Here is a 24,535-nt window from a genome sequence, read left to right on the forward strand (position 1 = left end):
GGGCGTCAATAGTCGGTGAGTTCCGCTTCGTTCGGAGCCCGCGCCGGCCGTACGCGGGTCAGCGGGATTCGAGCGCGTCGAGTGCCACGGCCTGGGTGATGGCCAGGCGGCGGTCGATGTCGGGGGCGAGGATGTCCAGCACGTACCGGTCCCGCAGCCCGAACTTCTTGTCCACCGCCATCAGTCGCTTGCCGCTCTCGGTGAAGTCGAAGTGGTACGGCCACAGGAACGGGACGAAGTCGGTGAACGGCAGCAGCCCCCAGATCCGGCGCACCACGCCCACCACCCGGTTGCGCTCCTGGCCGGTGAGGTCCATCGTGCCCGGCTGCCGCACGTTCCACGTCGTGCGCGCCACCGAGGCGAGAGGGTCCTGACGGAACGACCCGATGATCTGGCCCGTCCCGCTCCGCACCTCGTACTCGGCCCCGATGTCCAGGACTTGGCTGGCCTCGAACGTGGACAGGACGCTTTTCCTGGACTCGTCCGTGTAGATGGTCATCTGTTCCTTGAGCGATATCCGTTTCTGCTCGGCGAACGCCACGACTTCACCGTCGGAACCGTCAGGCCGGGCCACGGTCACCACGTAGCGGTTGGTCGTGAGGCTCATCCGCTGCCGGATGTTGAACCGCTCGTACGCCTGTATGTCCTCTGCCCGCATGCGTGTGTTGTCCATGTGACGCCACGTCTCCCATTTCTTGTCTCTCCGGTACTGCCCGGCGTGCGCCGCCCCGGTGTGTGCCGCCCGCCGGCGTTCCCGCTCGGCCGTCCCATCGTCACCGCGGCGGCGGGCCCGGCGCAGTCGCCGGAAGTCGCGGCCCACGGCGACGAAAGGTGGCGGAGCGAGGGCGCGGGCGATCCGGTGATGTCCAGGCCGGTCACGCGTTGTTGACTTTCGTCGTACGGCGCCACGACGGAGGAGCGATGCCGGCGGCTCCAGGGCGCTGCCTATCGTTCATCCGTGGAATCGAGAGTGGAACAAGCAGACGCCGCCCGCATCGCACGGACCCTCCGGCGCCGGCTCACGGCAGGGGTTCCCTGGAGCACGGGCCGGATCGTCGGGGAGACCGTGCTCGCCATCGCCCTCGCCGGGTTCGCCGGGCTGGTCGACGGCGTGGCGGCCGGGTTCGGGGGACGGACCCTCGCGGTCACGGCGGGCGTCGCCCTGCTGTCGGTGGCCCGGCGCGCGCTGCCCGCGACGGTGCTGGTCCTCTCGGCCGCCCTGGCCGGGGAGTTGATAGCGGCGACCCCTCTGCTGGTCTACGCGAGCTGGTCGGCGGGCAGCCGCATCACGAAGCCCTGGCGCGTGGCCGCCGCGTACGGCGCCGCGCTCGCACTCAATACCGCGCGTGCCGTTCACGACGACATCAGCACGGGGTCCGGACTGCCCGTCACGAGCGGGCTGGGCGCGGGGGCGTTCCTGATCCTGTCGATCGTGCCGGGGCTCGCCGCCCGATACCGGGCGCAACGCCGCGCGCTGCTGGAGGCGTTGCGGCGGAACAACGATCATCTCGTGCGTGAGCAGACGGTGGTGGCCCGTGAGGCGCGCCTGCTGGAGCGCAACCGCATCGCTCACGACATGCACGACAGCCTTGGCCACCAACTCGCGCTCATCTCGGTGCACGCGGGCGCCCTCCAGGTCGATCCGGAACTGACCGATCGCCAGAGGGAGGGGGTACGGATCCTGCGGGAGGCCTCCGTCACCGCCATGGGGGAACTGCGTGAGGCCGTCGGCATCCTCCACGGGGCGGCCACCGACGGCAACGGCGGAGAGGGCGGCGGGGATGGCGGCGGGCATCCGGTTCCCCGGACGGTCGCCTCCATCGACGGTCTGGTCGCCTCGTCCCGGGCCGCGGGCGCGACGGTGGAGCTGCACCGGTCGGGCGTCCACCGGCCGCTGGCGCCCGCCGCCGACCACGAGGCGTACCGCATAGCCCAGGAGGGCCTGACGAACGCTCACAAACACGCGCCGGGCGCCCCGATCAGGCTGTCCCTGCGCTACGAGCCGGACAGCCTGGTGGTGGAGGTCGCCAACGGGCCGGTGCCGGGCGGCGGTTCGGAGGTACCGGCCGCCATCAGTGGCCAACAGGGCCTGAAGGGGCTGCGGAAGCGGGTGGCGCTCGTCGGCGGCATGGTGCACACCGGCCCTACGGCGGACGGTGGTTTCCGTATCGCGGGGATGCTGCCGTACGGCGGTGGCGCCGCAGGGAGTGGTGGTGAGGCAGGGGACGGTGTGTACGGCGGGGACGGCGCGACCTCCGGCGGACGGGCGAACGACTTTGTGGGGCAGATACCGCCGGGTGCGGTGGACCACGGTGGAACGGTCACCAATCGTTCCGAACCACAGACGGAGTTCACCACCATCATGAGCACCAGGAAGAACGTGGCCATCGGCTGCGCTGGCACCGCCGTCGTCCTCATCGCCGGAATCATCGCCTTGGGCGTGTGGGGGGTGGGCGCGCTCAAGAGCGAGTTCGAGAAGGCGGAGATATCGCCGAGCGTGTACGAGTCGGTGAAGGTCGGCGATCCCGAGGCGGACGTGCAGGGCAAGCTGCCGGACGAGGACTCGGCGCTGACATCGGACCTGAAGGACCAGGGCCCGGCCCTGCCCGAGGGCGCGAGCTGCCGTCACTTCGTCTCCGCCGCCGACAACCTCGACACCACGACGGTCTTCCGGTTCTGCTTCCGCGACGGGAAGCTGGTCGCGAAGGAGACCTACAACGCCGTGTGAATGACTGCTTTCGCCCCTCTGTGCGATGCGTCAGGCCGGTCCAGGGCATGATGGCGAGGCCACGCCATCCGCTTCATGACCAACACGCGCAGGAGGCTGTGTGATCCGGGTCCTCGTCGCCGACGACGAGCCGCTCATCCGGGCCGGCATCAGGATGATCCTCACCTCGGCCGACGACATCGACGTGGTCGCCGAGGCGGGGGACGGCCGCGAGGCGGTGGACAAGGCGCGGGGCAACGCCGTCGACGTGGCCCTGCTGGACATCCAGATGCCGGTGATGGACGGGCTGACGGCCCTGGCCGAACTGGGCCGCGCCGCCCCGAAGGTGCGGGTGCTGATCCTCACCACGTTCGGCGAGCGCGACAACGTGCTGCGGACGCTCGGCCACGGTGGCGCGGGCTTCCTGCTCAAGGACTCCGCGCCCGGCGAACTGATTCAGGCGGTGAGGGCCGCGGCGGCCGGCAACGCGTACCTCTCACCCGCGGCCACCCGCCACGTCGCGGACGCCCTCGCCTCCTCCGAGGCAACCACCCGCTCGGACGCCGCGAGACGCCGCCTCGACGGGCTGACCGGCCGGGAACGCGAAGTGCTGGTCCTGCTCGGGGAGGGCCTGTCCAACGCGGACGCGGGCAGACGGCTGCACATGAGCGAGGCCACGGTGAAGACGTACGTCAGCCGCATCCTGACCAAACTCGCCTGCACCAACCGCGTCCAGGCGGCTCTCCTCGCCCGCGACGCCGGCTTGCACGCATGAGGGCCGCCCCCGGCCGCGGTATGAGACCGCCGAGCATCCCGACGCCACCGAAACGACCATGATCCCCGCCCGCCGCAAGGCCAACCCCCCAACCGCCTGACGCCCCCAGCCTCGCCGCCCTGAACGACCCCCGCCCCGGACCAGGGACAGCCCAACGCCACGGCGAACCGCCCACACCCGGTACGCTGTACCCGCTCCGCCGCTGGTGGGCGGGGCGTGGGTGGGTTGCCCGAGCGGCCTAAGGGAACGGTCTTGAAAACCGTCGTGGCAGCGATGTCACCGTGGGTTCAAATCCCACACCCACCGCAGATGAACGGCCCCTGACCAGTACGTGTGGTCGGGGGCCGTTGCCATGCCCGCTCCCTGCTGGGTACTGCGGTTCCCCCTGGTTTCCCGCTCTATCGGGCACGCAAGGGGCACGCGGGGGGCACGGCCATGCAGTGCTTTGGAGCTGCCGAGGACTGCCCGCTACTGGCTGATCGGGATCTCGTAGACGATCTCGCAGTGCGCCGCGGGCACCACGATGTCGGCCGTTTCCACGGGTCGGCCTTGGTCGCTGTAGTACGTCCGCCGGATATGCGTCACGAGTGCGGCCTTCTGGATGCCGAGTAGCGACGCCTCCTCGGCGGTCGCCTGCCGCGGCTCCGGCTGCTCCACCGCATGGCTGACGGTCACTCCGATCACGGCCATGCGGTTCACGACACCAGCCCCGGCGTGCGGCCCTCCCTCGGGGAGGACGACGAGTGTGCCGCCGGTGAGGTCGTACGGCTCCCAACTCGTCGACAGCTGAACCGGCCTGCTGTCCGCCAGGAACTCGTACGTCGTCCGCACGCACAACTCGGCCTCGGCGATCCCGAGCCGCGCGGCGATCTCCGTCGGGGCCGGCACCTTCGCCTCGGTCCGACTCTCCCAATCACTCTGCCTGCCGAGAGCCTTCATGTCCTGGCGAAACGGGGACCCCGTGGGCTGTTCGCGTGCCGACGACCGCACGACTCGAACCCGTTGCCGGACTTCGGCGACGTAGGTGCCCGATCCGGCCCGGCCTTCCAGCACTCCCTGGGAGATCAGCAACTCCTGTGCCCGGCGCACCACGTTCTCGCCCACGCCGCACTCATGGCCGATCTGGGCGCGGGAGGGGAGACGGTCCCCCGGTCCCCAGACGTGCTCCGCGATGCGCCGCCGGAGTTCATCGGCGATGCGGATATACGGCGGCTGCTCAGACATATGGAAAATCTAGTCCACTAGCTCTAATCTAGTTAACTAGCTTCACTGAAAGTGATCGCTGGTGACGGAGGCTGCCCTGTGTCTGCTTCGGGAGTGACTGCGGCGGCCATCGCCGCCCGGCTGTCCGCCGCCGGGCTCCCCACGCGCGTGGAGGAGCGCAACCGGTTCACGACGGTCGAAGCGGAAGTGCCGGAAACGCTCGCCGCCGAGTCATGGCGGGAGGTCCTGGACGTGGTGGCCGAGGCCGATCGATTCGGGCTCCTGGCCACCAGCTTGAACGGCCGCACCTTATGGGCGGTCGTACGCAAAACGGTCCCCCCGACGAGCGATGTCGGGGGACCGGGCTATCAGCGATAGGAGCTGAACAGCGTGCTCAACCGTATCCGCCGTGCCGCCTCGCTCACCAGAGAGCGGTACTTCTCCAAGGGCCGGCATCGCCGCCCCTTAACGCCCTCCCGTCCACTGACCGCTCCCACCTCCGCCGCGCCGGCTGACGCGTCGACCGCTTTCCCGGGCCAGGCTTCGGCTGGCGCGGTCCACCGTCGCCCCTTGAGGGGTGAGGACGTCGCGCTTGTCCGTCCGTACCTGGTGGCGTGGGAAGCGCGTGTACGGACGCGAGCGGTGGTCGTCGCGCCTCGTGTGCCGGCCGATGCCTGGTCGGCCCTCGCAGGGGTTCGCTGATGCCCCCTCGTCGACAGCCGCGCGGTGCGGACACCACGTCCGTCCCCTACCGCTCGATCGCGTGCCGGATCGGCACCCACCCCTCCTGCGTTGAGTCCTCCCCGTTCTTGGCACCCGCCGACGTCCCGGTGATCTATGAGGCGTGTGACTGCCCGTGCCATTCGACGCCCGACCGGTCCGCGCCAGTGGATGTGACGCTGTGAGGCCTCAAGTCCCCGGCAGCGCACTGGTTTCCCACATCGAAGTCACTGCGGCCACCGTGCAGCGCGGCGACATCATCCAACTCGGCGGCCACGCATGCCGGGTGAGAGACCTCTTTCAACTCCCTCAGGGGGCCAAACAACTGGTCTTCGAGTCGGGCGAGCTGCTGGCCATACACACACGTACCCGGCTCGCCGCCGTGCGACTGCTGAGAAGGCGGTGACCGGCTCCGTGCCCTCTCGTCACCACGACATCGCCGACGATCTCCGCCACCAGATCACGACGGGCAGCATCAAACCTGGCGAGCGCCTACCGTCCGAAGTCGGCCTGGCCGACCGGTACAAGGTCAGCACAGTGACACTGCGACGTGCCCTCGCCGTACTCCAGGGCGAAGGGCTCATCGAGAAGATCCACGGCAAGGGCAACTACGTCCGTCGCCCTCGCCGCAAGATCATGTACGTCGGCGGCTGGGGCACGCTGGACCCCTGGACCGCTGCCGAGCCAACGTTGCGCGTCACGGTTCGCAGCACCACGGTTCCGGCCTCCGTACACCTGACGACGTTGCTGAAGGTGCCAACGGGCAGCCCTCTCGCGGAGTACTCCTGCCTCAGCCTTGAACAGGGGGCGCCGCACGGTTTGGCCCGCATCTACATCCCGCGAGACCTGGCACCGGCCGGAGTGCTCGACGACGACTCCGTGTGCCGGGAGGCGGTCACGAGATTCGCCGTCCTCGGTCCGTCGCCAGCCACCGTCCGAGAAACGGTTTGCGCCCGCTCTCCGACCCTGGCTGAAGCTTCGGCCCTCCGGATCGGACCTACCACGGCCGTTCTCGCGATCACCCGCATCGCCATCGACGCCACCGGACGCGTCGTCGAAGCCGCGCTCCTGGCCTTCCCGGGAGACCGAGTCGACGCCGTCTTCACCGCCCACCACGGGCTCAACGAGAGGCAAACCCGAGGATGACGACACCGAACGAACTTCGGCTCCTCCCATGGTCGGGCTCGGGCGACAAGCCCTGCTACCTGAGCACTGACGACCCGGACGGCTACATGTCCCGCCTGGCGGACAACATCGAAGCAGTCCAACTCGGCACGGCGGCCGAACTGCTGGAGGTGGTATCGGAAACTCTTGACGACGAGGACGCCGATCCGATTGAACTTCGCCGCCTGGGCCGCACCCTGACCGGTGTACTGAGGGACGTGCTCCGTGTTGCGGTCAGCCGTGGTCATCTATTGGCGGCGGGCGGGCCTCACCGAATCTGATCGGACGCAGGCAAGACGGCCTTCTTCCGCGCGGGGAGGGGAACCCGAGCACAGAACCGGGGCGCCCCTCCCCGCCGCGCTGTGCCCGCACGGATCTGCGGCGCGAACTGGTGCAGTAGGCATAGCTCTTGTACTGGTGCCGTCGATCAGGGGAAGCCTCGTCAGCCGGTCAGTAAGTCACCATGCATGCGATGAGCTTGGGAATCACTGGTCAGCTTGCGGTCCCAAGTCCCCTGAGCGGCAGGAACGGCAATCTAGGGCGTGCTCGTGGTACTTGGTCTCTGCCCGGTAATGACCGATGAGCAGCGCACTTCGGTGCTCTGGTGGGACTTCCAGTAACCGCTCCGAAGTGCATGGTTACATGGTGTGATGGGAGCCTAGGCGCAGGGTGGACCGCCTTGGTAGGGACGTTGGAGGATTAATGGTTTCGGTTGATTTGCCCCAGCTTGTTAGCAGGATCGCCTCGCGGGACAGTGGACGTAGCGAAGCGGACTTGACGTCCGACATCCGATCCCTCTTGCTCTACGGCGGACTCAACCTAAACACTGCAGATGTCGAAGACGTGAGCGTTCGCTTGGAGTCGGCTGCCAGCATGCGCAGGCGTATCGACATCGAGATCGGTACGACCGTCATCGAGGTGAAAAAGGACCTACGGCCGGATAGCGTTCGTGAGGATGCCATTCTCAGTTGGCCGGGTATGTGACCGACAGGTCGGCAGCGACTGGACAGCCTTACGTCGGAATCATCACCGATGGGGTCGAGTGGCGCGCTTTGCACCTCAGCGATGGGAACCTTCGGCAAGTAGGAAGCACCTTCATCGTTGACGCGCGTCGACCGGATGGAGCAGCAAGCAGCCTATGCTCCTGGCTAGAGTCCGTTCTCTCGACTCAGGCCTCTGTTCGTCCCTCGCCTCATGAAATTGAATGCCGCCTCGGAGTGAATTCCCCGTCATATGACTTGGATGAAGCTGCCCTGTGGGACATTTGGGAAAGTTCGCAAAGTAATTCAGAAGTGCAAGTGAAGCGACAACTCTGGGCAAGGCTAGTCGCCACGGCACTCGGAACCCAGTTCCCAGACACGGACGAGTTGTTCGTTCAGCACACTTATCTGGTCATCTCCTCCGGTCTCATCGCTCACGAACTGCTGGGCATTGACGTAACTGAAACAAGTCGTACCGTCGAGTCTCTGCTCAGAGGATCAGAATTTTCCGATTCCCAGGTGTACAACGTCGTCGAAGCTGGCTTCTTCGACTGGGTACTTGATAGCCCGAGAGGAAGCGGATTTGTTCGCCGCCTTGCTCGTCGCATTCACCGCTTCGCGTGGTCGGATGTCGAGCATGACATCTTGAAGGTTTTGTATGAGTCGGTAATTAACGAGGAACAGCGTAAGCAGCTTGGTGAATTCTATACTCCTGACTGGCTGGCGGCTGCTGTAGTCGACACCTCTCTGGACGAGCCGCTTTCTATGCGTATCCATGACCCTTCATGCGGATCTGGTACTTTCCTCTTTCATGCTGTGCGAAAATACCTTGCCAGTGCGGAGGAGGGTGGAGCGTCCCCCGGTGTCGCTGCGGTGGAGGTAACCAGGCACATCTCCGGAATTGACATTCATCCGGTAGCCGTCGTCCTAGCGCGCGTGACCTACCTTCTCGCTATTGGAGCGGATAGGCTCTCTTCGCAGGAACGCAGTTCGATCACCATCCCTGTTTACCTCGGGGACTCGCTCCAATGGAACGAGTCCTCTGATTTGCTTGCAGTCGACGATGTTGTCGTGCCAACCAAGGTGGGATCGAGCTCGTACGAGCAAGAGCTCCGTTTTCCTCGGAGGCTGTTGGCCGACGCTGGTAGGTTCGACGAGCTTGTCGCTGAGCTTGCTATTAGGGCGACTTCACGCACGCCTGACACTGCGGCACCTCGTCCGAACATCGATCCCGTCCTTGATCGGTTCGAGGTGCCAGCATCTGACAGGCCGACTCTGGTCGAGACTTTCGGACATATGTGTCACCTGCATGATGTCGGAAGGGATGGAATATGGGGTTTCTATGTACGAAACCTCGTCCGCCCCGCTTGGCTCAGTCAGGAGAGTCAGCAGGTAGATCTGCTGATGGGAAACCCCCCATGGTTGGGCTATAGGTTCATGACCCCAGCGATGCAAGAGGCTTTTAAGGCTCGTACGGTGGGGTACGGTATTTGGGCTGGCGGCCACAATGCCACTCAGATGGATTTGTCAGCGATGTTCGTCGTTCGCGCTTGTGAACTATATCTCCGTAATGGAGGAAAGTTCGCGTTCGTAATGCCGAGATCTGTGTTGTCAAGAGAGCAATACGCAGGTTTTCGCAAGGGGACTTGGCCGCTTGAAGCCGGCGACTGCCTGCGGGCCCGCTTCAGTGAACCGTGGGATTTGTTTCGGATACGGCCACATTTCTTCCCTTACCCGGGAAGTGTAATCTTTGGGACTGCTGGGCGTGTGGATTACTTTGCGGCCCGCGAAGAAACTCACATGCCGCACACAATGGAATCTTGGGTCGGTCGTATCGCTGAGGTGAGGCGAGCTACCTGGGATGCGGTAAAGAGTGTGATTGAAAAGACTTCGCTTCCTAGGGCTGAAGTCGGAGACTACCGGGCGCATCCCTATTTCGCGGAGTTCTCGAACGGGGCAACACTGTATCCGCGAGTGTTGATTTCTGTAAACGAGACCTCTGGTGGCCTAATGGGGGCGGGGGCTGGACGTGTCCGAATTGAGAGCGCGCGAAGCAATAACGAAAAGAAGCCGTGGAAATTCGTACCCAATTTGCGCGGCACAATCGAGCGTAAGTTTCTGCATCGGTATTACACTGGGAATACCCTGCTGCCGTACAGGCTTATCGAACCTGGAAATGCTGTCATTCCCTGGGATAAAGAATCCCGGGAGCTCCTCGATGGAGACCATAAAAGAATCGATTTGTACCCTGCTCTAGCACAGTGGTGGCGGGAAGCGCAACGCCTGTGGGATAAGCATAAGGAAACTAAGAGCAAAAACCTATCCCTGCGGGGAAGGTTGGATTTTCAGCGCAATTTGAGCGCCCAGTATCCGATTGCGGAACACCGAGTAGTCTACAATAAGTCCGGGCTGCATCTGTTCGCTTCGTATCTTAGCGATCGTGATGCGGTAGTAGATAATGGCCTTTACTGGGCGACGGTAGAGTCCGAAGAAGAGGCGCACTTTCTGTGTGGAATTCTCAACAGTGACATTGTTGAGGATCTCGTGACTCCGCTAATGTCGAGCAGTAAGGATGAGCGTGATTTCGCCAAGACGGTATTCGCCGTTCCGTGGGCCAAGTATGTCCCAGACGACTCTCTGCACGCCCGCATCTTGGCGGTCGCCCGGCGTGCTTCTCAAGTGGCATCCGAAGTAGATGTTTCAGACCTCTACTTTGTCCGTGCTCGACAGATTGTCACTACGCATCTTGAGCAAGAGGGAATTGCCGCAGAAATGAACGATCTGGTAGTAGAGCTGCTCGAACGCGAGACACCTGGAGAGGCCTAGCGTCGCCGACGCAGTTCCAGGGACTGCTGCGTTCAACGGTCTGCGGGAACGGCGAAGCGTTAGGTCGGAGGAGCGGCTTTGGGCGGGAGCTGCTTTGGGGCGAGTGATCATGGCCCCTTAAGCTTCCGGCGAGTCGGGCAGTCTGTGGACCTGCCCGTTAAAGCACGAGGTTGGGGCCATGATCTTAGAGGCTCGCCCCAAAGTGGCTGCCTAAAGCCGTGGAGCCGACCGCCCCAGCCACAGAGGGCGTATCCCCATTTCACGCCCGCAGTCGCCGAGCGCGCCGCCGGGCGCGGCCAGCCGGGGCGGAGACAGGAGGCAGGCCGCGCCGCTGAGGCGGCGCGCGCCCGCGCCGCGCGCGGGCCTTGATGAAGTAGAGAAAGTCTTATCCCGCCGGGATGAGCTGCTTGCCGTCGTGGCTCCGCACGTGAGGGCCGTTGTCGTCCAGGGCGTCCAGGAGGCGGACCGCGTAGACCTCGGACATGCGCTCGCTGACCTCGTCGGGCGTGAGCCAAGAGACTGCCGTCGACTCGCTTGATGTGCGCTCGGTGCCGCCGGAGGGCTTGCAGCGGAAGACCAGAGCGACGATGCCTCGGGTCGTGTTCTTGTAGACGCCGGTGAGCTGGTCCACCTCGACGTGGATGCCTGTCTCTTCCCAGACCTCGCGGGCAACACCGGCCTCGGGTGTCTCGCTGAGTTCGAGGATGCCGCCGGGGAGCTCCCAGGTGCCGTTGTCGGCTCGGCGGATCGCCAGGAGGCGGCCGTCCTCGCGCACCACTACTCCGGCGACGGACACGGAGTGCAGGGGAGTGGGTGCCGCTTCCTGTGGTTGACTCATGTAGAGGAGCATAGGAGGCAGGGAAGGACTATGGGAACTGCGGCGGGAGGGGCCGGTTCCGGTCCTCGGTATGTGCAGATCGCTGATGACCTCGTGCAGCAGATCCGGGCAGGGGTTCTCAAGGCCGGCGACATGGTGCCGAGCGAATCCGAGCTGGTGGACCGCTACGGCGTCTCCGGCGGGACGATCCGTAAGGCCATGGTTGAGGTACGGGCGAGCGGGCTCGTCGAGACCAGGCATGGCAAGGGCTCGATCGTGAAGAACCGGCCCCCTGTACGGCACCGTTCCTCCGATCGCTTCCGGCGCTCGCTCCGGCAGGGTGGCCAGGCCGCCTACCTCGCGGAGTCCGCACAGTCCGGCGCCACCGCCAAAGTCAGCGTCCTCTACATCGGTCCCATGGGCGCGCCCGAGGATGCCGCCGAGCGTCTGGGCGTTCCCGCCGGTACACAGGTGTTGGCCCGTCGGCGCCTCTACTTCCGTAACGGCACGCCGGTGGAAACCGCCTCGTCGTACCTGCCCTGGGACGTGGTGAAGGAGATCCCCGAGCTGTTCGCCGAGAACCCCGGGGGCGGTGGCATCTACGCCCGACTCGAAGACCACGGGCATGAGTTCGCAGAGTTCGTCGAGACGCTTCAAGCGCGCCCGGCGTCGAAGTCGGAGACGTCGGAACTGGCGCTCAGCCCTGGTGCGCCCGTGGTTCACCTGATCCGGGAGGCCCGTACGACCGCGGGTCGGGTGGTCGAGGTGTGCGACACGCTTATGGCCGCTGACCAGTTCGTTTTCGAGTATCGGATCCCTGCCGACGACTGACGTCCGCTCAACTTCCCTCAACCCGTCGTGAGTTCTTCTTCGCGGCGGGTTGACTCATGTACAGGAGTCATGCACTCTTCTTCATGTCACTCATATACATGAGTGGCGGAGTTCAGCATCTATAGAGGAGTGATCTGCTGTGCGTCAGATTCCCGTCGACACCTCCAGCGCTGTCGTGATGGTCGCCAAGACTCCGCAGGTCAAAGTCCGTGACCGCCGCACCGGTGAGATCGCCACCGACATGGAGACCGGTGCTCAGCTCATGACCGTGGACGTGATGTTCGCGGCGAACGAGGAGGTAGAGATCCTGTCCGTCACCGTTCCGGAGCCCGGGATCACCGGTGAGCTGTCCATGGGTACGCCGGTCGCACTCACCGGCCTGGTCGCCCGTCCGTGGGAGAACGACTTCAACGGCCAGCGGCGGCACGGCATCGCGTTCCGCGCGGTCGCGGTCACCTCGCTCGCCGACGTCGCCGCCGCAGGGTCGAAGGCGGCCTGATCATGACCGCCTTCACGGTCGCTCTGGTGCTGGTCGTCGCCGCTGCGGGTCTCCTGCGGTGGCGGCGCCCCGCCTGGTACTGGCTGGCTTTCGGGGTCACTCTGGCCGCGCTGCGGGTCCTGGTCCGGTATCGCTCGGTCATGGACGCGTGCGGGTTGACCGTTCCGCCGGCGCGGTGGCGGTTATCTCTGGCACGGGCCACCAACCGGCCGATACCTGAGCCCCGCCCACCGCGTATCCAGCGACTGCGGCCGACTCGCACCGGCCTGGTCCTCCGACTCAAACTCCGTCCCGGCCAAGACGTCTTCGACATCGCTGCGGCCTCGGACCGGCTTCGGCACTCGTTCTCGATGTTCGGCGTGACCTCGCGTGAGGTGCGGTCCGGTGTCGTCGAGGTGCGGATGACCGGATACGACGTGCTCAAGCGGGTGCAGATGCCTGCTGAGACGGAGACCCGGGCGATGCGGGTACCGGTCGCCCTTCGGGAAGACGGGTCGGTGCACTACCGCGACTACCGCGCGATACCTCACGCCCTCACCCTCGGCGCCACGGAGTCCGGCAAGTCGGTCTACCAACGCAACCTGGTCGCCGGCCTTGCTCCTCTGGACGTTGCCCTTGTCGGCATCGACTGTAAGCAGGGGGTCGAACTCTTCCCGCTGGCGCGCCGGTTCTCAGCGCTGGCCGACAGCCCGGACACCGCTGCCGAACTCCTCGATGCACTCGTGGCGCGGATGGCGGACGTCTACCGCCTCATCCGTACCCAGCAGCGCATCACCGTCGATGTGCCGGACGCGGAGATCGCCGCTGACATCTGGGACCTGCCTGATGAGCTCCGCCCGACCCCGGTCGTCGTCCTGGTCGACGAGGTGGCCGAACTCGCCCTGTACGCAACGAAGGAGGAGGAGAGGCGGCGGGACCGCATCATCACCGCCCTGGTCCGTCTCGCGCAGCTCGGCCGCGCCGCCGGTATCTACCTCGAAATCTGCGGACAGCGCTTCGGCTCCGAACTCGGCAAGGGCATCACCATGCTCCGCGCCCAACTCACCGGCCGCACCGCCCACCGTCTCAATGACGAGACCTCCGCCAACATGGCCTTCGGCGACATCGCCCCGGACGCGGTCCTCGCCGCCATCCAGATTCCCGCCGAACTGCGAGGCCTCGCCATCGCGGGAGACGCTTCCGGCGGTTGGCACCGCATCCGCGCTCCGCACACCTCGCTCCGCCAGGCCGTGAACCTCTGCAACCGGTACGCCGACAGGACCCCGGACCTGCCCGAGCTGGCCCCCTTCCGGCCCGCCATGACCGGTACCGCCACCGAGCTTGTGCCGCCGGCGAAGGCATCTCCGGCCACCGCCTGATCTCTCCCCCACCCGGTAGGCGCGACCGTCTTCGCGCCGAGTCCCTACCACTGCCATGCCCAGAGAAGGGAGAACCGCCATGTGCCCCGACTGCGAGGACTTCGCCCGGACCGTGCTCCTGCTCGGCCAACTCGCCCTGTACGCCGACATGGCCGGCGCCGACCTCGACTTCGTGGACGTCGTCAGCCCGTCCCTCGCCGTGTCGCTGCCGGAGCCGCCGCCGGGCACGTTCCCGGACGACTCCGACCCCGCTGAGGACTCCTGATGGGCGCCCGGCACGGTCTCCGGATCGACGCGGTGTTGATCCAGGCGGTCATCGCCGGAGCTCTGTCCTTCGCGCACCTGCACGACCTCGCCGCCGCGGCCGGACAGGACGGCTGGAAGGCATGGGCCTACCCGGTCAGCGTCGACCTGCTCCTTGTCGCCGCCTGGCGTCGGCTGCGCAGCGAGGGCCCGTCTCGGTTGGCCTGGTGCTGGTTCCTGATCGCCCTGTTCGCGTCGCTCGGCGCCAACGTCGCCACCGCCGGGTTCCTCGACCTGGCCGACCCGCCGGCCCCGCTCCGGCTCGGCATCGCCGGATGGCCCGCACTCGCCTTCCTCGGCGGCACTCTCCTCGCCCACTCGTCGGGGAAACCGGAGCCGGCTCCGCCAGCCGCCGTCACAGAGACAAAGGACGTCGGGCCGAGGCGTGTGCCTGACGCCGCCCCGATCCCATCCCAGGCCGATGAACCCCCTGCGACGACGGCCCTGTCCTCGCCCCCGGCCCCGTCCCCGGATACGCCCGTTCCCGCCGTGCTGATCGACCACGCCCGCAAGGTCGCCGACGAGTACCGCACCCGCACCGGATCACCGATCGACACCGACACTCTCCGCTCCCGCCTCGGTGTTCCGCCCCACCTCGCCGACGCCATCGCCGCCCGCCTCAGCTGACCGCAAAGGAGAACTGAGATGACCCACGATCCCGCCGACCTGACCGTGGCCGACTACCTCGACGGAGCGCGTGAGATGGCCGCAGCCGGACGCCCCTTCCTCGCCCACCTGCTCGCCGAGGAAGCCGCACGACGCGTCGACGACCCGGCCAACGCCCGCAGCATCCGCGCCCAGTACACCGACCCGACGACCGACAGGGGCTGACCGGCATGCCCGCTCGCGACAGCTTCCACTCCGTGATGCGTATCGGCCCTGTGCAGATCGGCACCCACCGCGACCGTACCGGCCGCACCGTCCACGCCGCCGTCTGCACTGCCGACCGCTGCGGCTGGTCCGCCGACTACTCCAACCGGACCGCCGCCCAACTCGCCGCCCGTACCCACCGCTGCACCGTCCGTTAGGAGACAGCGTCCATGGACGTCCCCCTCTGGATCGCCCTGCTGGTCGTCGGCTACCTCGGCATCAAGCTCTTCCGCCCGCCGGTGTGGCTGATCTGCGTGCTCCTCCTCGGCGGCTACCTCCTCGCCGACAGCCTCTTCGGCTCCGTCATCGACACCGCCGTCAAGTAACCCGCGCCCGGGAGAGGAGAACCACCCATGTTCCAGCCCAAGATCCCGACCATGCCGCAGCCCTCTGGCCTGGTCACCCCGCCCGCCGTCGTCCAGCCGACCACCATCACGCCGGGCACGCCTGCCCCGGCACCCGCCGCCGCCCCTGAGCCGTCCCGTCCGGTCGTACAGCTCACCCCCGGCACTGCGGTCGCGCTCGTCGGTGCCGGTACTGCCGTCGTCCTGGTCGTCGGCACCGTCCTGGTCTCGCTGCTCCTGGCGGTCGCCGTCACCGGTGCCTCGGTCGCCGTCTGCGCGGTCGTCCTGCGCTCCCTGACCGCGTCCGACGCCAAACGCCGCTGACCGGCCCCCGGGCGGCCTCGATACCGCCAAGCATCCGCCGCCCGGGAGCCGTGCCCACCGATCGATCTCGCAACCGGAAGGAACCCCCAGCATGGCCCACCGGCCCTCACCCTCGAAACAGAAGCGGTCCATGCCCGCCCCACAGCTCGATCCGACCGTCCTCGGGGACGTCCTCCGGGTGGCCTCGGCCTCCGACTACACCCGCTGGGAGGACCAGATCCGCCGCACCGGCGGCTGCGCGGACCCCGTCCACCTGAGCGGCTGGGTCACCCACAAGGACAAGGCCACCGGCGAGACCCTGCACCGCTACTCCACCGCGTACGAGCCGGGCGGGCGCCTCCGCATCGCCTGCGGCAACCGCCGCGCCTCCCGCTGCCCCTCCTGCGCCTGGACCTACGCGGGCGACACATACCACCTGATCCGTGCCGGCCTCGCAGGAGACGACCGCCGCGACATCACCGCCGGCGTCCGCGACCACCCGCGCGTCTTCGCCACCCTCACCGCACCCTCGTTCGGCCCTGTCCACAACCGCCCCGACCGGGGCACCTGCCGGTGCGGCACGGCGCACGCCTCGGACTCCGGGGACCTGGGATCCGCCCTTGATCCGGAGACCTACGACTACGCGGGCGCTGTGCTCTTCAACAACCATGCTGGGGAGCTCTGGCAGCGTTTCACCACCCGACTCCGCCGCGAACTCGCCATCCACGCAGGAATCCCACGCCGTGAGCTGGGTGACCACCTCCGCGTCTCCTTCGGCAAGGTCGCCGAATTCCAGAAGCGCGGAGCCCTCCACTTTCACGCCGTCGTACGTCTCGACGGCCCGGAGGGACCTTGTACGCCGCCGCCCTCTTGGGCCACGGTTGATCTCCTCACGGACGCGATACGCGCCGCAGCCGCGCACTCGTACACGTCAGTCGCCGTCCCGGCTGCCGGTGATCAGTCGTCCCGGACCTTCCGATGGGGACGACAGCTCGATGTCCGCCCGGTCAAGGCCTTCGGTGACGGTTCCGACGTCACCGAACAGGCAGTCGCCTCGTACGTGGCCAAGTACGCCACCAAAGCCGCCGAGAACACCGGCACCCTGGACCGCCGTATTGGTGAACTCGCCGAACTCGACCGCCACCGCGTTCCCGATCACACCCGTCGGCTCATCACCGCATGCCGTGAGCTCGACAGCCTCTATCCGGACCGGCGCCTCTGGGCCTGGGCGCACATGCTCGGGTTTCGCGGCCACTTCTCGTCCAAGTCCCGCACCTACTCGACCACCCTCGGCGCCCTCCGCCAGGAACGCGCCGACTACCGCGCCGCCCAGGAAGCTCCCGCCCTCGGCCTCGCCGACCGTGAACCGGACACGGTCCTCGTCCTGACGGACTGGCAGTACGTCGGCCACGGGCACACCCCTGGCGAAGGGGCTCTAGCCGCCACCATCGCCCGTGACCTCCAGACCAACCGCGAGACCGCCCGCGCCGCACTGAAGGACCGCACAGCCAACGAGGGGGAGTGGTGACCGTGGCGGACCGACTGCTCACCGTGAATCAGGTCGCCGAACGCCTCGGCACCGGTCTTCGCTTCCCTCGCCGGCTCATCGAGGAACGCCGCATCACGTTCGTCAAGGTCGGCCGACACGTCCGCATCCCCGAGAGTGCCGTGGAGGAGTACGTCAGTGCCCACACGGTGGCGCCGATCGTCCTGCGGCCCGCCTCGGCGTACTCGTACCGGAGGGCTGCCTGATGGCCGCCAAGCGTAAGTCCCGACGTGCCTTCGGTCGGATCCGGAAGCTGCCGTCCGGCCGGTTCCAGGCTCGGTATCCGGGGCCTGACGGCGTGCTGCGTGCCGCTGATCAGACGTTCGCGACAACGACGGACGCCGATCGCTGGCTGGCACGGAAGCGAATCGAGATGGAGGAGGGCCGCTGGCTCGACCCCGCCGAGGGACGGACCACCGTCCGCGATTGGTCGGCACGATGGCTCACCGCGGTCTCCCCGCAGCTCAAGCACAAGACACAGGCGTCGTACCGGTCCCTGATCAACTCGCTGATCGTTCCGGCGCTCGGTGATCGTGAGCTGTCCAGCCTCCGGCCGATCACCATCGTGGAATGGGTCGGTGCGATGAAGACACGCGGTCTCAGCGCATCGCGGATCAGGCAGGCCTACCGGGTGCTCTCGCAGATCATGCGGGCGGCCGTCGACAACGAGATGATCGGGCAGACCCCGTGCCGGGGTGTGAAGCTGCCTCGAATGCCGCAGACCGAGCCGCACATCCTCACCCCGCTGGAAGCCTCACGGATTGTGCGGAGCGCGACGAAACCGCATGACCTGCTGATCTCTTTGCTCGCCTACGCGGGTCTGAGGGTTGGTGAGGCGTTCGCGCTGCGGCGGGCGGACATCGATGTGTCCGGCGGCCTGGTCCTCGTTGATGAGAACCTGGCCGAAGCGAACGGCACTCTTGTCTTCGACACCCCCAAGTCCCATCAAAAACGGGTCCTGCGCATCGGGCCGTCACTCGCGGCGCGGATCGGCCGGCACCTGGAAACGCTGACCGGCGGGGAGGACGCTCTCCTCTTCGTCACGCCCGGCGGGAAGCCTCTGCGCTACAACCAGTGGCGCAAGGCGTACTTCGACCCCGCCGTCTCGGCTGCTGGCCTGACCGATGTCACCCCACATGATCTGCGTGCCTCGCACGGCACATGGGTCGCCGACCGGTACGGCGTCATGACCGCTGCTCATCGGCTCGGCCACTCGAACGCGAGCGTCACTACCCGGCACTACGCCCGGCCTGTCGTCGGCCGTGACGAACAGGTTGCCGAAGCGGCGGACTCCTGGCTCAGTGGCAACGAAGACAATGACGACGGCTCCGCTGCGGTGCCTGCTCAGACGTGATCTAGAGTCCGTCTTCAAACGGATCTCGCCCAGAGCAGGAATGTCACCAGACTGACCGCTGCCTCGTAGGAGGTGGCGGTCTTGTCGTATCTGGTCGTGATACCGCGGAGCCTTTAGCCGGTTGAAACAGCGCTCGGCGACGTTGCGTCGGCGGTAGACCTGCCGGTCGAATGCCGGTGGCCGGCCGCCGTCCGTTGTCGGTCTATGACGAGTTGACCGGCACCCACCCCTTCACCACCCACCCGACCACGAGGTGATCTTCCCGTTGTGCGGTACTCAGCCCTCGGTGGGGTAGGCGACAAGCTCACGGTCCACCAGTACCAGGCCCTGGTACTCGTTTACCAATACTGGAGCGACGTCGAGCCCGGCGGGCCTGTCCTTGCCGGTCCGGGCGTCAAGGGCCACCGCGGTGGTCGACGAGGCGCGGGCGTAGATCCTGCCGTGCCAGGATGCTGTGACCTTGGGGGCGAAGCGGCCGTCAGCCTGGCCGTCCTCCAACCGCCAGAGTTCCTTGCCGCTGGTGGAGTCCAGGGCGACGAGAAGGCTCTGAGACGTGCAGACGAGAGTCTTGGCCTGGTCGAACGGGCAGCTCAAATTGTCCAGGCCCTTGGGCACGTCCGTCTGTACCTTGCCGGTGCCAGGCTTCAGGAGCCGGTCGAAGCGCGTGCCCTCGTCGCCGGCGTAGCCCCGCACCCGAACGAGGGACGGGCCGGCAGATTCGACGGTGGTGTCACCGATGTTCTTCTCTGTCCGCCACTTCTCCTTGCCGGTGGCCGGGTCGGCCCCGACCAGCTGGTCGGGGCCGAATCCGCCGAGAATATCGACGCCCACCGCGGCCTCGGCGGTGACGGCCCGCGTCCTCATGTTCTGTGCTGTCCACCGCACCTGGTGCGTGGCGATGTCGATACCGGCCGTCGCCGCGTTGTAGCCGGTGTACACGGTCACGATGACGTTGCCGCCCGCGAAGCCGACCACGTGAGCCTCGGGCGTGGAACTGTCGCGCTCTGCCCATGCTCGCGGGATTCTGAGCGATGTACTCCAGGCGGCCTTTCCTGTCTCTGGCGTGGTGGCGACGACCTCGAGCTCCATCGAGGGAGACTGCGTTCCAGCGCCGGGCTGTCTGGTGACGAACGGCGTCACGACCAGGGAGCCGTCGGCCGACACGAGCGGCGCGGTCGCATCATCGTCTTCGCCCAGGGCCTCCGCGCGCGGGCGCGCCACCGCCACCACCTTCCCGGTGGTCAGGTCGACGGTCTGCATTCGGTCGGCGGAGGCCACATACGCCGACGTGCGGTGCAGGGCCACCGCGAGGTCACGCACATCGCCCAGCAGATTGGTCCGGCCCGCCGTCGCCTCCGGCGGCAGGGCCACCGCTCCCCGGGCGGTGAACGACTCTGGCGGATCGTGCTGAACGCGCTCCGGCCTCCCCTTTTCTGCGGGCCCCTCCGAGGAAGAATCCGACGGCACCCCGTCTGCAGGACCCCTGTCCGCCGGTGAACCGCAGGCCGAAAGGCCAATGGCGAGAAGTGCAACAAGACAGAACCGCCGCGCGCGCATGAACTCCCTTTCCACCCGCAGCGAGGCAACGCTGCCGCTGATGATCAAACCGCAGCATGTCACGACCCGTACACGGTCGGATGCGGGTGCTCGGACACTGGCCGAAAGCCGACGAACGAGCCGCGTGCCCCGATAGCCGTGGCTGGGGTGTTCGCTGTCGGAGAGGTACTCCGAGCACGACAAGAGAGCCGATCGGGTGCTGGGGCACGTAGCGGGCACGACACCGAGGGCGACGGCCGGAGCTGGGAGCGCACAAGCCTCTGAGCTGCGAAGGGGACCAAAACGTGCCCGACGAGCGAAAGGTCTTGAAAACCGTCGTGGCAGCGATGTCACCGTGGGTTCAAATCCCACACCCACCGCAGCAGGCCAAGGTAGTTGCAGGTCAGAAGGGGCGCCTCCAGGCAGGAGGCGCCCCTTCAGCGTTGCCGCCCCCGGGGGCCGGCCGGTGGGAGGGAGTGAGAAGCCGGGTTGGAGGAGTAGTTCCCGACGCTCCAGGGATCGCGTTGGAGCACTCCCAGCAGCCAAGGCATGTTCTTCCGGTTCGTGACCAGGAGCACCCGGACGCCCCCGTCCTCGCACTCCAGCACCACTGGTCCGGGTCCGTCCAGTACGGCGGGCGGGTGCCGAGAGCGGTCAGGGGCGCGGGGATGCGGCGGCGGAAGGCGGCGCCCGTGTGGTCGGGGGACGACCACAGCGATGTGGGGCCGGCCACCAGGAAAGCGTTGGTCGCGTACGGGACTTCGCCCACGATCCGGCCAGGGAAGACATGTTCCTCGGCCGGCACGGACGGTGTCAGCACGATCGTGTCGTCGCCGTGCATACGGCGGCTGAGGATCAGGGCCGTCACCGAACCGGCCGCCAGGATCACCAGTGCGGCCGGCCCGGCCACCCGGATCGCCGCCCCCGAAGCTGTCGGTGACCCATGGCGCGGCCGCCGCCAGCAGGGTGAGGGGGATCGTGCCCATGAGTGGCACGCCGACCTGCCAAGGGTCGGCCCTGGCCGTGACGCCGGAGTGGCGGGCCCACCAGTACCAGACCCACAGCATTCCCAGCCCGAAGGCGCCGAAGCCGAGGCCGAAGGCGCTGAAGGGTTTGTAGTCGTCGCGTGGGTCGGCCGTCGTGTACGAGCGGGCGGAGTCGAAGTCGACATACCTGATCTGCCCCCGCCAGTACGTGACTTCGACGCTCGTCCCCGCCCCGGATACGGGGGCTGCTGGACGTACCGTCCGCCTCGGTGAGGTGGAGGAGGTACGAGGGTGTCTTCCGTCCCTCCACGGGTTCGGTCCGGTCGATCCGTGCCGCCGCGGTGCGCAGGCAGTCCTCGCCCGATTCGCATCTGACCGCGGCCCGGAACGCGCGCCCGTCGTCGAGCGCCCTGGGCACGTTGAACAGCAGCAGCCACGCCGCCACCGGCGCGCGACGGCGCGGGGGGAACCGGCAGAGGGCCGACCGCAGAGCAGGGGCGGACGTCGGCGCCGGTCATCGTTCCTCCACATCCGTGGGCACAACCAGGCATGGAATTTCGATGTCTAGCAGATGACCAGCGGGACTCACGCTCCCGGCTCCGCATGTTCGAGGAGACCCACCGTGCATCACCACAAGCGCCTCTCGCGCATGACCTCAACTGCCTTGGCCTCAGCTGCGGTTGCCGCTGCCCTGCCGCTCGCCCTCGCGCCCGGGGCGTACGCGGATGAGACCGTCGCGCCGGATCTCGCCGTGTCTGAGCTGTCGGGGAATCAGCTCAGCCCCGGCGAGGTCCGTCACGACTCCGTCACCCTCACCAACAACGGCACCGCCGCCACCGACGGCGTGACCTTCCGGCTGCGGCTCACGCGCGGGCTGGCCTTCACCGAGCCGGTCGACGGCTGCACGTACTCGACGGTCGGGGACAGGATCAAGCAGGCGCTGTGCGAGCTGGACGTCGGCATCGCGCCCGGCGAGAGCCACACGGTGCCGGTGACGTACAAGGTGCTGAAGAACGCGCTGATGGAGGTCGTCGAGTACGGCACGGACCGTACCGGCGGGGCCCCGGGCGAGGGTTACGACGAGGCCCACCGCCGGCTCGCGCTGAACACGGACAGTTCGGCCGATCTCGTCGCGACGGGGGACGAGGCCGCGGGGAAGCCCGGCGCCAAGGTCGTCGTCACGCCCGCGATCCGCAACGACGGACCGGGCTGGATCCAGAACAACGAGAGCGACGACCACCCGGCGCTCCTCGTGAACATCCCCAAGGGCACGACGGCCGTCGAAGTCCCCGAGGAGTGCAAGCCGTTCGGGATCGACGGCCCGACCGGGCCCTCGGAACCGGGGCACCCGAAGTACGTTTGCCAGGAGGACGACTACACCCTGGAGGTCGGTGAGATCGAGGCGTTCGCCATCGTCCTGAGGATCGACAAGGGGCGGCGGGCCGATACGTCCGGCGAGGTCAAGGCCACGTCGAACTACGACATCGACCCGGTCTACGACACCGACAAGTCCAACAACAAGGCGACGTTGACGATCGACGTGCGGTAACCACCGTCGTACGCGGGCCGCTACACGGGGCGCTACGCGGGCCCCGCCGTCAGGCGTGACGCCGAGGCGATCGTCGCGCGCGCCTCGTGTTCGGTGAGGCCCGTTCGTACGGCGGCGTCGACCAGCGACTCCGCGAGGGCCTCGCCGAAGCCGTGCTCGTACGCCCGGCACGCCGCCCAGAACAGCCGGGTGTTGCGCTGGCCCGCGTGCGCGGCGAGGACGAACTGCACCAGGCCGTGGCCCTGCGCCGGGCGGCCCCGGCGTCCGCCCGGCCCCGCGTGGCGAGCGCGCTCGGGGGGCGTGAGCAGGCGCAGGAGGGCGCGTGGGCAGGGCGCGGGGGTGAGTCCGGCCGAGCCGGGGGCCAGCCGGTACGCGCCGCGGGCGGAGACGGAGCCCGGCCCGACGAGATAGCCGCCCGCGCCCCGTACGTCGATGCCGGGCGCGAGGCGGCCCGCCGAGTTGGGGACCGTGACTCCGGCGGGGCCGGACAGCCAGATGTGCCGGCCGCCGCTCGGGGTGAGCACGACGACGGTCTCGGGCAGCGTGAACAGATGCTGGAAGGCGAGTTGTTGGAGCGCGGCCGCCGAGTCCGGCGTGGCGTCGACGCCCGCGCCCAAACTGGAACCCGCCCCCGTCCGCGTGACGTCCAGGTCGATGCCGACGAGATGGTGCGGCGCCCGTCCGCAGGCGATGCCGTAACCCGTCGCCCAGGGCGCGGCGGCGAACAGCGCCCGTACGGCGGCCGGGTCGGTCGTGGCGTCGTGCACCCCGTGACCTGGGAGGCCGCACTCACCGCGGCAGGGGCTGGCCCCGGAACCGGGCCGGTCCCGATGGGGTGAGCGCAGGGCGGGGAGCTTGCTGGGGGACAGCGGGATGACGGGGAACCCGCTTTCGGCTGCTGAGAGCGCGTACGCGAGGGCCAGGGTGGTCGAGTGCGGGGCGGTGATGGCCATGCGTCCATGTTCGCACTGTTGTTCGAATAAAGGGAGTGGGAAAGATTGGCCGAAACTGTGCCGAAACGCTTCCCCCCTTGCGGGCGCTGGCTCCTGGCGCGCTCCGTACGGGTGCATACGGACCGAACTGGCCTGTTGATGCCATGAAGGGGGTTTATCGACATGTCCTCACGCTTGCGAGGGAATAACCCGCTGAGGGCTGGTTCGCCGGGGATTCGGTGGGCAATTCTTGATCCGCGACGTCGCGAACAACGTCGGGGCGGTCGGCCAACTGCCCTGGCAAAAGCCGTACTTCTCGCTCAGAAGATCTCGTTCCTGGAGGAACTGACATGGCAAGCTTCCGTACCGCCCGCGTCTTCGCCGCCGTCGCCGCCCTGCCCCTCGCCGCGGCGCTGTTCACCGGCTCGGCGTCCGCCGCCGACTTCGCGGACGACGGATCGAACGCCAGCGTGGCCACGATCGTCGGCAGTGGTGTGGGCGACGACAATTCCGGCAACTCGACGACCACACAGCAGACGGCGACCGGCGCGGGTGCGTCGAACCAGAACAACACCGCCAACGTCAACGGCTCCGGCTTCACCGTGATCGACCAGTCCAACGAGAACATCGCGGTGAACTTCATCGATCTCTGGTAGCGCGCGGCCCGACGGGGGGCCTGGCTGAGGGGTGAGCGGCGGTCTGCGCGACGGCACTTCGGTGCTGCCGTGCGGACCGTCCTCGTTTTCCCCCTCGGCCAGGCCCTCGCCGCCCCGCGACCCCCCGCCGCCCCCCCGGTCCCACCCCATACCCCCGCCCGACAACCCTGGTAGTACGTCCCGTCCCCCGGTACGACACGCCGCGGCACGTCTCTTCCTCATCACCAAGGTGTACGGCTCCGACACCCCCGCCCTCGCGTGCGCGGCCCGCACCGC

General features: G+C 67.4%; 27 protein-coding genes and 1 tRNA gene. 23 read left to right on the forward strand and 5 right to left on the reverse strand.

Features of this window, described 5'->3' with window-relative positions; genetic code table 11:
* Positions 1-58 precede the first annotated feature (58 nt).
* On the reverse strand, positions 59-673 hold the full coding sequence (locus tag OIE74_RS19425) for a hypothetical protein (protein ID WP_329385220.1): 615 nt from the start codon (positions 671-673) through the stop codon (positions 59-61).
* A 285-nt stretch (positions 674-958) separates the two neighbouring features.
* Between OIE74_RS19425 and OIE74_RS19430 the strand changes: the two genes are divergently transcribed.
* The 3 genes from OIE74_RS19430 to OIE74_RS19440 all read left to right on the forward strand — a co-directional run bounded on the left by OIE74_RS19430 (position 959) and on the right by OIE74_RS19440 (position 3,788).
* Positions 959-2,728, forward strand: a complete 1,770-nt coding sequence (locus OIE74_RS19430) for a sensor histidine kinase (protein ID WP_329385223.1) — start codon at positions 959-961, stop codon at positions 2,726-2,728.
* A 100-nt stretch (positions 2,729-2,828) separates the two neighbouring features.
* The gene (locus OIE74_RS19435; protein WP_329385225.1) at positions 2,829-3,482 is read left to right on the forward strand and encodes a response regulator transcription factor; all 654 of its coding nucleotides are present in this window, start codon (positions 2,829-2,831) and stop codon (positions 3,480-3,482) included.
* Positions 3,483-3,701: 219 nt separating this feature from the next.
* Positions 3,702-3,788: transfer RNA gene (locus OIE74_RS19440), tRNA-Ser, on the forward strand.
* Between the two features lie 162 nt (positions 3,789-3,950).
* On the opposite strand, the gene OIE74_RS19445 is transcribed toward OIE74_RS19440, so the two are convergent.
* Positions 3,951-4,706 (reverse strand): GntR family transcriptional regulator, encoded by a 756-nt coding sequence (locus tag OIE74_RS19445; RefSeq protein WP_329385228.1) that lies wholly within the window; start codon positions 4,704-4,706, stop codon positions 3,951-3,953.
* Positions 4,707-4,784: 78 nt separating this feature from the next.
* Here OIE74_RS19445 and OIE74_RS19450 point away from each other — a divergent pair, with 78 nt between their 5' ends.
* The 6 genes from OIE74_RS19450 to OIE74_RS19475 all read left to right on the forward strand — a co-directional run bounded on the left by OIE74_RS19450 (position 4,785) and on the right by OIE74_RS19475 (position 10,375).
* Positions 4,785-5,063 carry a hypothetical protein gene (locus OIE74_RS19450; RefSeq protein ID WP_329385231.1) on the forward strand — a complete coding sequence of 93 codons (279 nt, stop codon included), beginning with the start codon at positions 4,785-4,787 and terminating at the stop codon, positions 5,061-5,063.
* Positions 5,064-5,586: 523 nt separating this feature from the next.
* A complete protein-coding gene (locus OIE74_RS19455) occupies positions 5,587-5,811 on the forward strand; it encodes a hypothetical protein (protein WP_329033907.1) in 225 nt (74 codons plus the stop codon).
* Positions 5,808-6,551 (forward strand): GntR family transcriptional regulator, encoded by a 744-nt coding sequence (locus OIE74_RS19460; protein WP_329385234.1) that lies wholly within the window; start codon positions 5,808-5,810, stop codon positions 6,549-6,551. Before OIE74_RS19455 ends, OIE74_RS19460 begins: the two co-directional genes overlap by 4 nt.
* The gene (locus OIE74_RS19465; RefSeq protein WP_329385236.1) at positions 6,548-6,850 is read left to right on the forward strand and encodes a hypothetical protein; all 303 of its coding nucleotides are present in this window, start codon (positions 6,548-6,550) and stop codon (positions 6,848-6,850) included. The genes OIE74_RS19460 and OIE74_RS19465 overlap by 4 nt, the downstream gene beginning before the upstream one ends.
* Positions 6,851-7,343: 493 nt before the next feature.
* A complete protein-coding gene (locus OIE74_RS19470) occupies positions 7,344-7,553 on the forward strand; it encodes a hypothetical protein (protein ID WP_329385240.1) in 210 nt (69 codons plus the stop codon).
* A 314-nt stretch (positions 7,554-7,867) separates the two neighbouring features.
* The gene (locus tag OIE74_RS19475; RefSeq protein ID WP_329385243.1) at positions 7,868-10,375 is read left to right on the forward strand and encodes an N-6 DNA methylase; all 2,508 of its coding nucleotides are present in this window, start codon (positions 7,868-7,870) and stop codon (positions 10,373-10,375) included.
* A 385-nt stretch (positions 10,376-10,760) separates the two neighbouring features.
* On the opposite strand, the gene OIE74_RS19480 is transcribed toward OIE74_RS19475, so the two are convergent.
* Positions 10,761-11,225, reverse strand: coding sequence for an NUDIX hydrolase (locus OIE74_RS19480; protein ID WP_329385246.1), 465 nt, complete (start codon positions 11,223-11,225; stop codon positions 10,761-10,763).
* Between the two features lie 18 nt (positions 11,226-11,243).
* Between OIE74_RS19480 and OIE74_RS19485 the strand changes: the two genes are divergently transcribed.
* The 12 genes from OIE74_RS19485 (at position 11,244) to OIE74_RS19540 (ending at position 18,600) form a co-directional block, all read left to right on the forward strand.
* The gene (locus tag OIE74_RS19485) at positions 11,244-12,023 is read left to right on the forward strand and encodes a GntR family transcriptional regulator (protein WP_329385249.1); all 780 of its coding nucleotides are present in this window, start codon (positions 11,244-11,246) and stop codon (positions 12,021-12,023) included.
* 139 nt (positions 12,024-12,162) lie between these two features.
* Positions 12,163-12,522: an SCO3933 family regulatory protein gene (locus tag OIE74_RS19490; protein WP_032781844.1), complete on the forward strand. Its 360-nt coding sequence runs from the start codon at positions 12,163-12,165 to the stop codon at positions 12,520-12,522.
* A 2-nt stretch (positions 12,523-12,524) separates the two neighbouring features.
* Positions 12,525-13,880: an FtsK/SpoIIIE domain-containing protein gene (locus tag OIE74_RS19495; protein WP_329385252.1), complete on the forward strand. Its 1,356-nt coding sequence runs from the start codon at positions 12,525-12,527 to the stop codon at positions 13,878-13,880.
* Between the two features lie 79 nt (positions 13,881-13,959).
* A complete protein-coding gene (locus OIE74_RS19500; protein WP_015577979.1) occupies positions 13,960-14,145 on the forward strand; it encodes a hypothetical protein in 186 nt (61 codons plus the stop codon).
* A complete protein-coding gene (locus tag OIE74_RS19505; RefSeq protein ID WP_329385254.1) occupies positions 14,145-14,810 on the forward strand; it encodes a DUF2637 domain-containing protein in 666 nt (221 codons plus the stop codon). The genes OIE74_RS19500 and OIE74_RS19505 overlap by 1 nt, the downstream gene beginning before the upstream one ends.
* An 18-nt stretch (positions 14,811-14,828) precedes the next feature.
* On the forward strand, positions 14,829-15,014 hold the full coding sequence (locus OIE74_RS19510; RefSeq protein WP_266423594.1) for a hypothetical protein: 186 nt from the start codon (positions 14,829-14,831) through the stop codon (positions 15,012-15,014).
* A 5-nt stretch (positions 15,015-15,019) separates the two neighbouring features.
* Positions 15,020-15,211, forward strand: a complete 192-nt coding sequence (locus OIE74_RS19515; protein ID WP_329385258.1) for a mobile element transfer protein — start codon at positions 15,020-15,022, stop codon at positions 15,209-15,211.
* A 12-nt stretch (positions 15,212-15,223) separates the two neighbouring features.
* Complete coding sequence (locus tag OIE74_RS19520) at positions 15,224-15,379, forward strand: hypothetical protein (RefSeq protein WP_329385261.1); 156 nt, start codon at positions 15,224-15,226, stop codon at positions 15,377-15,379.
* 27 nt (positions 15,380-15,406) lie between these two features.
* Complete coding sequence (locus OIE74_RS19525; RefSeq protein ID WP_329033878.1) at positions 15,407-15,721, forward strand: SpdD-like protein; 315 nt, start codon at positions 15,407-15,409, stop codon at positions 15,719-15,721.
* A 91-nt stretch (positions 15,722-15,812) separates the two neighbouring features.
* Positions 15,813-17,228 carry a replication initiator protein RepSA gene (gene repSA, locus OIE74_RS19530; protein WP_329385264.1) on the forward strand — a complete coding sequence of 472 codons (1,416 nt, stop codon included), beginning with the start codon at positions 15,813-15,815 and terminating at the stop codon, positions 17,226-17,228.
* A gap of 2 nt (positions 17,229-17,230) precedes the next feature.
* Positions 17,231-17,452: a helix-turn-helix domain-containing protein gene (locus OIE74_RS19535; protein WP_014155129.1), complete on the forward strand. Its 222-nt coding sequence runs from the start codon at positions 17,231-17,233 to the stop codon at positions 17,450-17,452.
* Entirely contained in the window at positions 17,452-18,600 is a 1,149-nt protein-coding gene (locus OIE74_RS19540) for a tyrosine-type recombinase/integrase (RefSeq protein WP_329385269.1), read from the forward strand. Before OIE74_RS19535 ends, OIE74_RS19540 begins: the two co-directional genes overlap by 1 nt.
* A 276-nt stretch (positions 18,601-18,876) precedes the next feature.
* Here OIE74_RS19540 and OIE74_RS19550 read toward each other — a convergent pair whose 3' ends face one another.
* A complete protein-coding gene (locus OIE74_RS19550) occupies positions 18,877-20,205 on the reverse strand; it encodes an outer membrane protein assembly factor BamB family protein (RefSeq protein WP_329385272.1) in 1,329 nt (442 codons plus the stop codon).
* 1,539 nt (positions 20,206-21,744) lie between these two features.
* On the opposite strand from OIE74_RS19550, the gene OIE74_RS19555 reads away from it, so the two are divergent.
* Positions 21,745-22,671, forward strand: a complete 927-nt coding sequence (locus OIE74_RS19555) for a hypothetical protein (RefSeq protein WP_329385274.1) — start codon at positions 21,745-21,747, stop codon at positions 22,669-22,671.
* A gap of 32 nt (positions 22,672-22,703) precedes the next feature.
* Here the strand turns inward: OIE74_RS19555 and OIE74_RS19560 are convergent, their stop codons facing one another.
* On the reverse strand, positions 22,704-23,624 hold the full coding sequence (locus OIE74_RS19560) for a bifunctional DNA primase/polymerase (protein WP_329385277.1): 921 nt from the start codon (positions 23,622-23,624) through the stop codon (positions 22,704-22,706).
* 329 nt (positions 23,625-23,953) lie between these two features.
* Between OIE74_RS19560 and OIE74_RS19565 the strand changes: the two genes are divergently transcribed.
* The gene (locus OIE74_RS19565; protein WP_329385280.1) at positions 23,954-24,259 is read left to right on the forward strand and encodes a hypothetical protein; all 306 of its coding nucleotides are present in this window, start codon (positions 23,954-23,956) and stop codon (positions 24,257-24,259) included.
* Positions 24,260-24,535 lie beyond the last annotated feature (276 nt).

Origin of the sequence: Streptomyces sp. NBC_01716 (genome assembly GCF_036248275.1) — a bacterium.
Classification (GTDB): Bacteria; Actinomycetota; Actinomycetes; order Streptomycetales; family Streptomycetaceae; genus Streptomyces.